This window comes from Comamonas jiangduensis (assembly GCF_030162955.1).
Taxonomy (GTDB): Bacteria; Pseudomonadota; Gammaproteobacteria; order Burkholderiales; family Burkholderiaceae_C; genus Comamonas; species Comamonas jiangduensis.
This window is the reverse complement of the sequence record NZ_JARXOV010000004.1, coordinates 214,619-226,998: the sequence shown is the minus strand read 5'-3', so window position 1 is coordinate 226,998 and position 12,380 is coordinate 214,619. Positions and strand designations below refer to the sequence as shown.

Here is a 12,380-nt window from a genome sequence, read left to right as displayed (position 1 = left end):
CTCCGGGCAAAGACATGAGTCCTGGGTCTGCGACGACACTGTCCGGCAAATACAGCGAACGCTTTTTTACCGGCTTGGCGGTTGGCCACTACCAACCATGGCTGACGGCAATGCATTGCACATTGCCCGAACCAAGGCATCTTCTGCTGTCGGGTTGTCAGAAGACACTAGAAAAACTGTTGAAAACAGGCTTTCTGGTGCGCTCTGTAAAAGCCACATCCACAAGCGCCAAAGGCTGGAGTGCCTTTACAGACACTCCAGCCTCAGGATTGGACTGAATTACTTCAGTTCAGCCTTCGCACCAGCTTCAACCAGCTTCTTCACAGCAGCTTCAGCGTCAGCCTTGGCAACAGCTTCCTTCACGTTCTTGGGAGCGCCGTCAACCAGATCCTTGGCTTCCTTCAGACCCAGGCCAGTGATTTCGCGCACAGCCTTAATCACGGAAACCTTGTTTGCGCCAGCGTCAGTCAGAACGACGTTGAACTCGGTCTTTTCTTCAGCAGCAGCAGCGCCACCAGCAGCGCCGCCGGCAGCAGGAGCAGCCATAGCAGCGGCGGACACGCCAAACTTCTCTTCAATTGCCTTAACCAGGTCGTTCAGTTCCAGAACAGTCATGCTGTCCAGGGCGGTCAAGAATGCGTCTTTATCGAATGCCATTTGATTTCCTAACAAATTGGTTGGTTTGCCGAGCGCTTAGGCTTCGGCTGTTTCGGCTGCCACTTCGGCAGAGCCTTCGCTCTTCTGAGCCGCCAAGGCGCCCAGCACAACGGCTGTACGCGAGATGGGGGACATCAGCAAGCCACACACTTGCGCCAGCAAAACTTCCTTGGAAGGAATGTTTGCCAGTTGCTTCACGGCGTCAACGTCCAGGGCTTTACCTGCAAACGCGCCTGCACGAATTACCAACTTGTCGTTGGTCTTCGCGAAGTCGGCCACAACCTTAGCTGCGGCGATTGCGTCTTCAGAGAAGCCATAGATCAGAGGACCAGTCATCTGGTCAGCCACAACTTCAAACGCGCTACCGGCGACAGCACGGCGGGCCAAGGTGTTCTTCAACACGCTCAGGCTCACACCCTTGCTGCGAGCATCAGCACGCAGTTTGGTCATGTCGGCGACCGTGATGCCACGGTATTCCGCGATCACAAGCGTTTGAGCTTTAGCGGCGAGGCTGGTCACTTCATTGATGACCGCTTCTTTCTCACTGCGATTCAGACTCAAGGTCTACTCCTTAAAATGCGTTTACAAAGCGTGCTTTGTAAACGCGCTCTTATTGCAGCGACCAACTGTTAGAAGGAAATGAATCCATCTGCAGCGGGATCGCCATCTGCGCTGGAAAATTAAGTGGCAAGCCACACCAGCGGTCTTGGATGACCTGCGCTACTGCAAGCGGCAGCGCAGCCCACCACATTGACTGCCTATTTCTAGGCAGCCAAATATTTTAGCAATTAAGCTGCGATGGACTGTGTCTCAACGCGAACACCCACACCCATGGTGGAGGATACTGCCACCTTGCGCAGGTAAACACCCTTGCTGGAAGCAGGCTTGGCCTTGTTCAACGCCTCAATCAAAGCAGCCAAGTTACCTTGCAGCTTGTCGTTGTCGAAAGAACGACGACCGATGGTCGAATGGATGATGCCGGCCTTGTCTACGCGGAATTGCACTTGACCTGCCTTAGCGTTCTTCACAGCCGTAGCAACGTCAGGAGTCACGGTACCAACCTTAGGGTTAGGCATCAGACCACGTGGGCCCAAGATCTGACCCAGCTGGCCCACGATACGCATGGCATCAGGTGCAGCGATCACGATGTCGAAAGGCATGTCACCAGCCTTAACCATGGCAGCCAGGTCATCCATGCCGACCACATCTGCACCAGCGGCCTTGGCTTCTTCAGCCTTGGCGCCTTGTGCAAACACAGCAACGCGGGCTGTCTTACCTGTACCGTGAGGCAGCACAACAGCACCGCGCACCACTTGGTCCGACTTCTTGGCATCTACACCCAACTGCACCGCCACGTCGATCGATTCATCAAACTTGGCAGTTGCGGCTTCTTTCACCAAAGCAACCGCTTCAGCGAAGGGGTACAACTTGGTGGAGTCCACCTTACCCTGCAGGGCTTTTTGCTTCTTGGTCAACTTGGCCATTTTACAAACCCTCCACGATCACGCCCATCGAACGAGCAGAACCAGCCAAAGTGCGCACCGCAGCGTCAACGTCCGCAGCGTTCATGTCCTTCAACTTGGTCTTGGCGATTTCTTCCAGCTGTTCGCGAGTGATCTTGCCAACCTTAGCCTTCAGAGGGTTCGAAGAACCCTTGTCCAGCTTGACAGCCTTCTTGATCAGCACGGTCGCAGGAGGCGTCTTAATGACAAAAGTGAAGCTCTTGTCAGCAAAAGCAGTAATCACCACAGGCAAAGGCAGTCCTGGCTCAACACCTTGAGTCTGCGCATTGAATGCCTTGCAGAACTCCATGATGTTCAGCCCACGCTGACCCAGCGCAGGACCGATTGGAGGGGATGGGTTGGCCTTACCAGCTGGCACTTGCAGCTTGATGAAGCCGACGATTTTCTTCGCCATTTTTAGCTCCTTACGGGTAATAACGCTGAAGCGATTTCAGCTCCCCGAGGGTTAACGCCCCTTTGTTTCAACACGCGGGGCTACAAACGTACCTCAGGTCTTTTCAACCTGAGAAAACTCGAGCTCAACAGGCGTTGAGCGACCGAAAATCGCGACAGATACGCGCAAACGGTTTTTCTCGTAATTCACCTCTTCAACACTACCGTTGAAGTCTGTGAAAGGACCTTCTTTCACACGCACCAATTCGCCCACCATAAATTCAATCTTATGACGAGGCTTATCGGAGCCTTCTTGCATCTGACTCACAATTTTTTGAACTTCTGCTTCAGAAATAGGAGCAGGGCGGTTTTTAGCACCACCGACAAAACCAGTCACTTTGCTAGTGTGCTTCACCAAGTGCCAAGTGTCATCTTCCATGACCATTTCAACAAAGACATAGCCAGGAAAAAGGCGACGCTCTGTGGTCTTGCGCTGACCGTTCTTCATTTCCACCACTTCTTCGGTGGGAACCAAGATACGACCAAACTTATCTTGCATACCTGCTCGATTGATACGCTCAGTAATATTGCGCTCTACAGCCTTCTCCATACCCGAGTAAGCATGGACGATATACCAGCGCAGATCAGGATTGACAGGAGTAGACGCACCAGCCTCGCCGGACACAGGTTCAATCGCATCAGTCATTAGCTTCTCCAGCCCAAAACGAGATCATACAGAACCCATTCGAGCGTTTTATCCGTCAGCCACAGAAACAGAGCCATGACCACCACAAACGCGAAAACGTAGAGGGTCATCTGCAAGGACTCCTTGCGAGTTGGCCACACTACTTTTTTGACTTCTTTCCAAGAGTCTTTGCCAAAGCCAAGCAATTGCTTACCCTGCTCTGAAACAAGAAAGGTAGCAGCAGCAGCAATCAACCCCACCGCTAAAACACCCCATTGAGCTGCAGCACCTTGCTTGGACAGCAGATAAAAGCCTGCAATAGAGGCTATCACCAAAAGCAAAGCTGCGACCAATTTAGCCTTATCGGCGCCTGAGCTAACTGTTTCTACTTGCGACGTGGCCATATCTCTCTTTTCTATCTGCAGCAAATGCTACAGCACAAGACACTTAAGCCCGCCAGTAACTGGCGGGCTTGGTGCTACCACTACATGGTGGCAGGGGCAGTAGGAATCGAACCTACAACCTTCGGTTTTGGAGACCGACGCTCTGCCAATTGAGCTATACCCCTAAACCCGTAATAAATTAGGCAATGATCTTAGCAACCACGCCGGCGCCAACAGTACGACCACCTTCGCGGATAGCGAAGCGCAGACCTTCTTCCATAGCGATAGGAGCGATCAGCTTCACAGTGATGGAGACGTTATCGCCAGGCATCACCATTTCCTTGCCTTCAGGCAGCTCAATGGAACCGGTCACGTCAGTTGTACGGAAGTAGAACTGAGGGCGGTAGTTGTTGAAGAAAGGAGTGTGGCGTCCGCCTTCGTCCTTAGACAGCACATACACTTCGGAAGTGAAGTGGGTGTGGGGCTTGATGGAGCCAGGCTTGCACAGCACCTGGCCACGCTCCACGTCTTCACGCTTGGTGCCGCGCAGCAGCAGACCCACGTTGTCACCAGCTTGACCTTGATCCAGCAGCTTGCGGAACATTTCCACGCCTGTGCAGGTGGTCTTTTGGGTGTCCTTGATACCGACGATTTCGATTTCTTCGCCAACCTTGATGATGCCGCGCTCGATACGGCCTGTCACCACGGTACCGCGACCGGAGATCGAGAACACGTCTTCCACGGGCATTGCAAAGGCACCGTCCACAGCACGCTCAGGTGTGGGGATGTAGGAGTCCAGCGCCTCAGCCAGCTTCAAGATAGCAGGCTCACCCTTGTCGGAAGTGTCACCTTCCAGGGCCAGCTTAGCGGAGCCACGGATGATAGGTGTGTCGTCGCCGGGGAAGTCGTACTTGTCCAGCAATTCGCGGACTTCCATTTCCACCAGCTCCAGCAGTTCTTCGTCGTCCACCATGTCGCACTTGTTCAGGAACACGATGATGTAAGGAACGCCAACCTGACGAGCCAACAGGATGTGCTCACGAGTCTGGGGCATTGGGCCGTCAGCAGCGGAGCAAACCAAGATAGCGCCATCCATCTGAGCAGCACCAGTAATCATGTTCTTCACATAGTCAGCGTGACCAGGGCAGTCAACGTGAGCGTAGTGGCGAGTAGCAGTTTCGTACTCAACGTGCGAAGTGTTGATGGTGATACCACGTGCCTTTTCTTCAGGCGCGTTATCGATCTGCGAGTAGTCACGTGCTTCGCCGCCGAAGTGCTTGGACAGCACGGTAGCGATAGCAGCTGTCAGGGTAGTCTTACCGTGGTCAACGTGGCCAATAGTGCCCACGTTCACGTGGGGCTTGGTGCGCTCGAACTTTTCTTTTGCCATTTTTTCGACTCCGAAAAAAACCAAATGCTAACGAGTTATCGGCGCAACCATCTAACACAGAAGCACCATCTAAATTGGTGCCCATGGGCAGGATCGAACTGCCGACCTCTCCCTTACCAAGGGAGTGCTCTACCACTGAGCCACATGGGCATAAGTTGCGCATGCAAACTTATGAATCTTTGGAGCGGGAGACGGGAATCGAACCCGCGTCATTAGCTTGGAAGGCTAGGGTTCTACCATTGAACTACTCCCGCAAACCTATGGTTTGCGCACACTGCCAGGCAGTGCCAAATCTCCCACCCAATAAAGGTGGTGGAGGGAACTGGATTCGAACCAGTGTAGGCGTAAGCCAACAGATTTACAGTCTGCCCCCTTTAGCCACTCGGGCATCCCTCCACAGAGATTTCTATTGTAGCAGATTTTTTGCTCTTAAAAATATTTTGAGTATTTTTTAGACGCTTTAGGCTGGTGCGGCTGGCGGGGATCGAACCCACGACCCTTGGCTTCGGAGGCCAATACTCTATCCACTGAGCTACAGCCGCTACGACGCCCGCTGCACGCGAACTTCCAAAAATCTACAGCGCAGATTCTAACCTGCACTTTTCATCTGCTCAGGAAGATTACGCAAATTCTTTCTCAACATCGAACCCCAGTCCCTTGATGTAAGTCTGAACCGCCAACATCCCCTCTTTTTCTAGATCAAATAATTGCTGCTCATGCAAAAGCCAAGACAGCAACACACCATCAAATACAGCACGCAGACCACGCGCAGCACTGGCAGGTGATTGCTGCAGCACGATCCCGGCATCTTTCGCTGCCAACTCTAGAAATACCTGGATGCGCAACGCGAACCTCTCCATATTTTCTATACGCCACGCACGCACCGCCTGCATCTCGCCTGCGTACTCCACCTTGTACAGCGCAATATCAAATACTCTCCGGGTCACAGGGTCTCTCACCACCTGGCGAAAAACCATTTCAAGCACCGCCGTCAATTGACGCAACGCCCGTCCTTTTTGCTCACCAAGGGCACTGTCGAGCGCAGCTTCAAAGGGCAGCGCAGAGCGCGAAATCAAAGCACCGAACAAGTCCATCTTGTCTTTGAAGTGCCAATAAATCGCCCCCCTGGTAACAGATGCAGCAACTGCCACATCCGTCAAAGACGCACCAGCCACGCCTTTTGCATGAAAAACCTCCAAGGCAGCATCCAGCAATTTATTGCGTGTTGCTTCCGCATCTTCCTTTGTTCGTCTCGCCATTGGATCTCTTCGCCCCCTTTGCATGGCATCAAAAATGCATCTTCGTCTATAGCACCGCTACAATTAGCACCATATACATTCAGTATTGTATGTATATCCAAATTCTGAATAAACGCAGGCCTGATGGCTGACGCCAGCGTAATTTGTGCGCGTGTAGCGTTCGTTCAAACTCTTTAGAGCACCCGAAAGAAAAACATGACTCTCTTTAGTACCGCTCCAGCTAGCTCATGGGCGCGCCTGATTCGTCCCGCTCCGATTGCGCTGGCTTGCGCACTTGTCTTGACTGCTTGCGGCAAAGATAACGCCAGCTCTCCAACTACAGCTGCGCAAAACGGTGCTCCACAAGTGCCGGTTGGCGTTATTACAGCCTCTTCCGGGGAAGTCGGGTTGGTCACTGAGCTACCCGGTCGCGTTGAAGCTTCTCGTGTTGCACAAGTGCGCGCGCGCAGTGCAGGTATTTTGCAAAAACGCCTGTTCAAAGAAGGCTCTGATGTCAAGGCTGGCCAAGCCTTGTTCCAAATTGATGCTGCGCCCTATGAAGCATCCGCCCAGAGTGCACGCGCAAGCTTGGCACGCGCTGAAGCCAACTTGGTACAGACCACCGCACAGCTGGAACGCTTTCGGCCATTGGTTGAAGCCAATGCCATCAGCAAGCAAGATTTTGTCAACGCCGAGTCCGCTCAGAAACAAGCACAAGCAGAGGTGGTGGCCGCCAAGGCTGCGGTCCGCACAGCAGACATCAACCTGGGGTACGCCAAAGTGACCGCGCCAATTTCTGGCCGCATCGGCCAAGCCTTGGTTACAGAAGGCGCTTTGGTTGGACAAGGGGAAGCCACTCCACTGGCTGTGATTCAGCAAATTGACCCCGTGTATGTGAATTTCACGCAATCCGCTACCGATGCATTCAAGCTACGCAAAGCCATGGATGAAGGTCTGCTGAAATCAGCGGGCCCACAAGCGGCAGAGGTACACGTTGTATTGGATGACGGTTCTGAATACGGAACCGCAGGCAAGCTGTTATTCAGTGATTTAACTGTAGATCCGAGCACGGGCCAAGTCACTTTGCGCGCCGAAATCCCCAACCCGAAGGGACTTCTGTTACCAGGCCTTTATGTACGCATCCGCATGGAGCAAGCACAGGCCACCAACGCGATTACCGTACCTCAGCAAGCAGTCACTCGCACGGAACAAGGTGACAGTGTCCGCGTCGTTTCCCCAGAAGGCCAAGTCAGCACACGCCCCGTCAAAGTCAGCATGGCCAGCGGCAATCGCTGGGTGATCCAAGAAGGCCTGAAAGATGGCGAAAAAGTGATGGTGGACGGATTCCAAAAGCTGCAAATGTTGCCACCGGGCACGCCCGTCAAAGCAGTGCCATGGACGCCTGCAGGCGCTTCTGCTGCACCAGCGCAACCTGCAGCACCTGCACAGTCGACGTCCGAACCCAGCGCTCAAGCCAAGTAAATAAGGACTCTGTCACATGGCTAAATTTTTTATTGAGCGCCCCATCTTCGCGTGGGTGGTTGCGCTTTTCATCATGGTGGTCGGAGCCGTCTCCATCACCCAATTACCGATCGCGCAATACCCTCCGGTTGCGCCCCCCGCCATTGTCGTGAGCGCGGTGTACCCCGGCGCCTCTGCACAGACACTCGAAGACAGTGTGCTCTCTGTGATTGAGCGTGAGATGAACGGTGCGACAGGCCTGCTCTACATGGAGTCCGTTGCCCAATCCAACGGCACAGGCTCCGTCACCATCAGCTTTGAGCAAGGCACCGATCCAGAAATGGCCCAGGTGGACGTGCAAAACCGTTTGTCGCGCGCCACGCCTCGTTTGCCTTCGGCCGTCACGCAGCAAGGCGTCAAAGTTGACAAGTCTGCCTCCAACTTTTTGCTGTTTTCGCTGCTGTCCTCGTCCAACCCAGACTGGGATGTGGTGCGCATCGGCGACTATGCCTCGCGCAACGTAGTGCCGGAAATTCAGCGTATTGAGGGCATCGGCCAAGTTCAGCTGTTTGGCTCCGAGCAAGCGATGCGCGTCTGGATTGACCCCGCCAAACTGGAAGGTTTCCAACTCTCCAGCGCCCAAGTCATTGCCGCGATTCGTGCACAAAACGCGCAAGTTTCATCCGGCGCTATCGGCGACCTGCCTGGCATCGCAGGGCAGGGCATTACGGCGACAGTGACCGTTCGCGGACAACTCTCTACCCCGGAAGAGTTTGGCAACATCATTTTGCGCGCCAACACAACGGGCGCCGCTGTACGCTTGAAAGACGTTGCCCGGATTGAAATTGGCGGTCAGACCTATGCAACCACTGCGCGTTTGAATGGCCAGCCCGCGGCGGGTATCGGTGTTCAACTCTCGCCATCGGGCAATGCTTTAGCGGCAGCCACGTCCGTGCGCGCCAAGATGGAAGAGTTGTCAAAGTACTTCCCAGAAGGGATGACCTACTCCATCCCCTACGACAGCTCTAACTTCGTGAGCATCTCGATTACCAAGGTGGCACACACGCTGCTGGAAGCGGTGGCTTTGGTGTTCCTGGTGATGTTCCTGTTTCTGCAGAATTGGCGCTACACCATCATCCCCACGATTGTGGTCCCCATCGCTTTGCTGGGCACATTTGCCACGCTGCTGGCGCTGGGCTTTTCCATCAACGTGCTGACCATGTTTGGCATGGTGCTCGTGATTGGTATCGTCGTCGACGACGCGATTGTTGTGGTGGAAAACGTTGAGCGCATCATGAGCGAAGAGGGCCTTCCACCCAAAGAAGCCACACGCAAAGCCATGGGCCAAATCTCCGGGGCCATTATTGGCGTGACCGTGGTACTGATCTCCGTGTTTGTGCCACTGGCTTTCTTCTCTGGGTCCACCGGCAATATTTACCGCCAATTTGCTACGGTGATGGTGGCGTCTATTGGCTTCTCCGCCTTCATGGCCTTGTCGCTGACACCCGCGTTGTGCGGCACCTTGCTCAAGCCCGTAGAAGCAGGCCACCACTTGGAAGGTAAAGGCTTTTTTGCCTGGTTTAACCGAAATTTCGCCAAAGGCGCAAAACGCTATGAAAGCTTGGTGGGACGCATGCTTAACAAGGCTGCGCGCTACTTGGTAATTTATGCGGCCATCATTGCTGCCGTTGCGCTGCTTTACAACCGCTTGCCCACCTCTTTCCTTCCAGGAGAAGACCAAGGCACAGTGCTGGTGAACGTGCAGCTTCCTGCGGGTGCTACCGCTGAACGCACCGTGGAGGTCATGAAGCAAGTCGAAGGCTTTGTGCTCCAGCAGCCTGAAATAAGCAGCATGGTGAGCGTGATTGGCTTTAGCTTCTCTGGCCAAGGTCAAAACGCCGCGCTGGCATTTATTACCCTCAAGGACTGGAACGAACGAAGCGCCCCCGGGCAGCATGCCGATGCCGTTGCAGGCCGCATCATGGGTGCCATGATGGGAGTGCGCGATGCCTTCATTTTCGCGCTCAGCCCCCCTCCTATTCCTGAGCTGGGCGTGTCCTCAGGCTTTACGGTGCGCCTGCAAGACCGTGGCAGCTTAGGGCACGATGCCCTGGTGAATGCCCGCAACATGTTCTTGGGCATGGCGGCTAAAAGCCCCATCTTGTCCCAAGTGCGTCCTGACGGCCTGGAAGATGCGCCTCAAATCCGCATCGACATTGACCGTGACAAAGCGAATGCCTTGGGTGTCGGTTTTGACAGCATCAATACCGCGCTGTCAACAGCCATGGGCTCTGCCTATGTGAACGACTTCCCCAATCGCGGACGACTGCAACGCGTGGTGGTACAGGCCGATGCCCCATCCCGCATGCAGCCCGCCGATTTGCTCAAGATCACCGCACCCAACAGCAAGGGTGAGGCTGTTCCACTGTCTGCTTTTGCGACCGTGAACTGGGTCATGGGTGCACAGCAGACCGTACGCTACAACGGCTATCCGGCCATGAAGCTTTCCGGCGCTCCTGCAGCGGGCTACAGCACTGGCGAAGCCATGGCTGAAGTAGAGCGCATCGTTGCACAATTGCCTGACGGCTTCGGCTTTGAATGGACAGGCCAGTCCTACGAAGAAAAGCAAGCAGGTTCCCAATCACTGATCTTGTACAGCTTTGCCATCTTGGCGGTTTTCCTGTGCTTGGCCGCGCTGTATGAGAGCTGGACGATCCCTCTCGCAGTGATTTTGGTCGTGCCGCTGGGCGTGATTGGCGTGTTGCTGGCTACTTGGATGCGCGGTTACGCCAACGACGTGTATTTCCAAGTCGGCTTGATCACGGTGATTGGTTTGTCGGCCAAGAATGCGATCTTGATTATTGAGTTCGCCAAAGACTTGCAGGCCGAAGGCAAAGGCATTATTGAAGCTGCCTTGGAAGCCGCCCACCTGCGCTTCCGCCCCATCATCATGACCTCCTTGGCGTTCGGCCTCGGCGTTGTGCCATTGGCGATTGCTACGGGCGCCAGCTCGGCCAGCCAGCGTGCAATCGGCACGGGCGTGCTGGGAGGCATGTTCACCGGCACCTTGCTGGCGGTATTCTTTGTGCCCGTCTTCTTTGTCGTAGTGCGCACGCTGTTTAGCGACAAGCGCGCCACTCCCCCCACCCCAACGCCCTCCGCTGGCACAGCAGGAGCGGACCACCATGCCTAAGCATTTATCTTTGATGGCCCTGGCCGCCGCTGCGGCCTTGTCTGGCTGCTCACTCATCCCGAACTATGAGCGCCCTGCCGCTCCGGTCCCTGCGGCTTATACCCAGGCAGCGGCGGAAGGTGCGAGCTCCGCCATCGCTTGGCGTGACTATTTCACCGACCCGCGCCTGCAGCAGCTGATTGACTTGGCTTTGACCAACAACCGCGACCTGCGTATTGCCACGCTGAACTTGGAGCAAGCCCGCGCCCAATTCCAGATTCAGCGCTCTGCGCTATTCCCTAGCGTTGGAGGCATCGCATCGGCCAACCGTGGCAATAACCAAATCACTGGTGATCTGGGCAGCACCTTCACGGCAGGACTGGCGATATCCGCCTGGGAAATTGATTTTTTCGGGCGTATCAACAGCCTCAAAGAAGCGGCTTTGGCCCAGTACCTTGCGACCTATGAAGGCCGCAAGGCCTACGAGCTCACGCTGGTTACCAGCGTGGCGCAAGGCTGGCTGACCTTGATTGCAGATGAAGAATTGCTGGACATTTCACGCCGCACCGTGGAGACGCGCAAAGAATCCATCAAGCTGGCCAAGCTGCGCTTTGATGCGGGCTTTGCGTCGGAACTCGATTACCGCCAAGCAGAGTCTCTGACCGAATCCGCGCTGGCCACCTTTGCACAGCAGCAACGCCAACGTGCCTTGGATGAAAACGCGCTGGCGCTATTGCTGGGCCAGCAAGTGCCCGCCGACATTTTGGCCAGCATCACCGGCGCAAAGTTGGCCAACGTAGCACCCATGGCAGACATCCCTGCTGGCCTGCCGTCTGACCTGCTGGTGCGCCGGCCAGACATCCGCGCAGCCGAGCAGCAGCTCATCTCCGCCAATGCCAACATTGGTGCAGCACGTGCGGCATTCTTCCCCAGCATCTCGCTCACCGCACAGTACGGCAGCGTCAGCAATGAACTGTCCAATCTGTTCAAGTCTGGGACTTGGGGGTTTAACGTTGGGCCTACGCTCAATCTGCCCATCTTCACCGCTGGGCGCTTGAGCGCCAACCTGGCTTCTGCCAAAGCTGCGCGCGAAATCGCGGTGGCCCAGTATGAGAAGAGCATCCAGACAGGCTTCAAGGAAGTCTCAGACGCCCTGGCTGGCAGAACCACCTTGGCCGAGCAAGCACGCGCCCAAGCCGCACAGGCAGAGGCCGAGCGCAAGCGCTTTTACCTGTCGGATCTTCGTTACCGCAACGGCGTAGCCAGCTACCTGGATCTGCTGGATGCACAGCGCTCGCTGTTTGCACTGGAGCAAGCGGACGTTCAGGTGCGACTGGCGCAGCAACTCAACCAAATCAATCTGTACAAAGCATTGGGTGGCGGCTGGTCAGAAGCCAGCCTTGGCAAGCAAGAAGTCACCAATCGTTGAGTTGCGTCAACTCTGTACCACAGTGCACGCCAAACGGCCGCTGTGGCACAGAGTAAAAAATAGGCGCTCG

At 55.1% G+C, this 12,380-nt stretch carries 12 protein-coding genes and 5 tRNA genes; 4 read left to right on the top strand and 13 right to left on the bottom strand.

Annotated elements, in window-relative coordinates; genetic code table 11:
- Nucleotides 1–14 precede the first annotated feature (14 nt).
- A complete protein-coding gene (locus QEP12_RS05395; protein ID WP_284213584.1) occupies nt 15–278 on the top strand; it encodes a hypothetical protein in 264 nt (87 codons plus the stop codon).
- A gap of 1 nt (nt 279) precedes the next feature.
- Here QEP12_RS05395 and rplL read toward each other — a convergent pair whose 3' ends face one another.
- The 13 genes from rplL to QEP12_RS05330 all read right to left on the bottom strand — a co-directional run bounded on the left by rplL (nt 280) and on the right by QEP12_RS05330 (nt 6,269).
- Complete coding sequence (gene rplL / locus QEP12_RS05390; protein ID WP_174862224.1) at nt 280–657, bottom strand: 50S ribosomal protein L7/L12; 378 nt, start codon at nt 655–657, stop codon at nt 280–282.
- 36 nt (nt 658–693) lie between these two features.
- The gene (rplJ, locus tag QEP12_RS05385; protein ID WP_219163547.1) at nt 694–1,218 is read right to left on the bottom strand and encodes a 50S ribosomal protein L10; all 525 of its coding nucleotides are present in this window, start codon (nt 1,216–1,218) and stop codon (nt 694–696) included.
- A gap of 227 nt (nt 1,219–1,445) precedes the next feature.
- Nucleotides 1,446–2,141 (bottom strand): 50S ribosomal protein L1, encoded by a 696-nt coding sequence (gene rplA / locus QEP12_RS05380; protein ID WP_174862223.1) that lies wholly within the window; start codon nt 2,139–2,141, stop codon nt 1,446–1,448.
- 1 nt (nt 2,142) lies between these two features.
- The gene (gene rplK, locus QEP12_RS05375; RefSeq protein WP_174862222.1) at nt 2,143–2,574 is read right to left on the bottom strand and encodes a 50S ribosomal protein L11; all 432 of its coding nucleotides are present in this window, start codon (nt 2,572–2,574) and stop codon (nt 2,143–2,145) included.
- Between the two features lie 93 nt (nt 2,575–2,667).
- Nucleotides 2,668–3,258: a transcription termination/antitermination protein NusG gene (nusG, locus tag QEP12_RS05370; protein WP_219163545.1), complete on the bottom strand. Its 591-nt coding sequence runs from the start codon at nt 3,256–3,258 to the stop codon at nt 2,668–2,670.
- Nucleotides 3,258–3,641, bottom strand: coding sequence for a preprotein translocase subunit SecE (secE, locus tag QEP12_RS05365; protein WP_284213583.1), 384 nt, complete (start codon nt 3,639–3,641; stop codon nt 3,258–3,260). The genes nusG and secE overlap by 1 nt, the downstream gene beginning before the upstream one ends.
- 88 nt (nt 3,642–3,729) lie before the next feature.
- Nucleotides 3,730–3,805, bottom strand: a tRNA-Trp gene (locus QEP12_RS05360).
- A 14-nt stretch (nt 3,806–3,819) separates the two neighbouring features.
- Complete coding sequence (gene tuf / locus QEP12_RS05355; protein WP_174862220.1) at nt 3,820–5,010, bottom strand: elongation factor Tu; 1,191 nt, start codon at nt 5,008–5,010, stop codon at nt 3,820–3,822.
- A gap of 75 nt (nt 5,011–5,085) precedes the next feature.
- A tRNA-Thr gene (locus tag QEP12_RS05350) sits at nt 5,086–5,160 on the bottom strand.
- 30 nt (nt 5,161–5,190) lie between these two features.
- Nucleotides 5,191–5,264, bottom strand: a tRNA-Gly gene (locus QEP12_RS05345).
- A gap of 56 nt (nt 5,265–5,320) precedes the next feature.
- Nucleotides 5,321–5,406, bottom strand: a tRNA-Tyr gene (locus QEP12_RS05340).
- A gap of 70 nt (nt 5,407–5,476) precedes the next feature.
- Nucleotides 5,477–5,552 (bottom strand) — tRNA-Arg (locus QEP12_RS05335).
- Between the two features lie 78 nt (nt 5,553–5,630).
- Complete coding sequence (locus tag QEP12_RS05330) at nt 5,631–6,269, bottom strand: TetR family transcriptional regulator (protein WP_174862219.1); 639 nt, start codon at nt 6,267–6,269, stop codon at nt 5,631–5,633.
- Nucleotides 6,270–6,464: 195 nt separating this feature from the next.
- Between QEP12_RS05330 and QEP12_RS05325 the strand changes: the two genes are divergently transcribed.
- The 3 genes from QEP12_RS05325 to QEP12_RS05315 are packed head-to-tail and all read left to right on the top strand — an operon-like array spanning nt 6,465 to nt 12,310.
- A complete protein-coding gene (locus QEP12_RS05325; RefSeq protein ID WP_284213582.1) occupies nt 6,465–7,730 on the top strand; it encodes an efflux RND transporter periplasmic adaptor subunit in 1,266 nt (421 codons plus the stop codon).
- A 16-nt stretch (nt 7,731–7,746) separates the two neighbouring features.
- On the top strand, nt 7,747–10,902 hold the full coding sequence (locus tag QEP12_RS05320; protein ID WP_284213581.1) for an efflux RND transporter permease subunit: 3,156 nt from the start codon (nt 7,747–7,749) through the stop codon (nt 10,900–10,902).
- Entirely contained in the window at nt 10,895–12,310 is a 1,416-nt protein-coding gene (locus QEP12_RS05315) for an efflux transporter outer membrane subunit (protein WP_284213580.1), read from the top strand. Before QEP12_RS05320 ends, QEP12_RS05315 begins: the two co-directional genes overlap by 8 nt.
- The last annotated feature ends 70 nt before the right edge of the window (nt 12,311–12,380 follow it).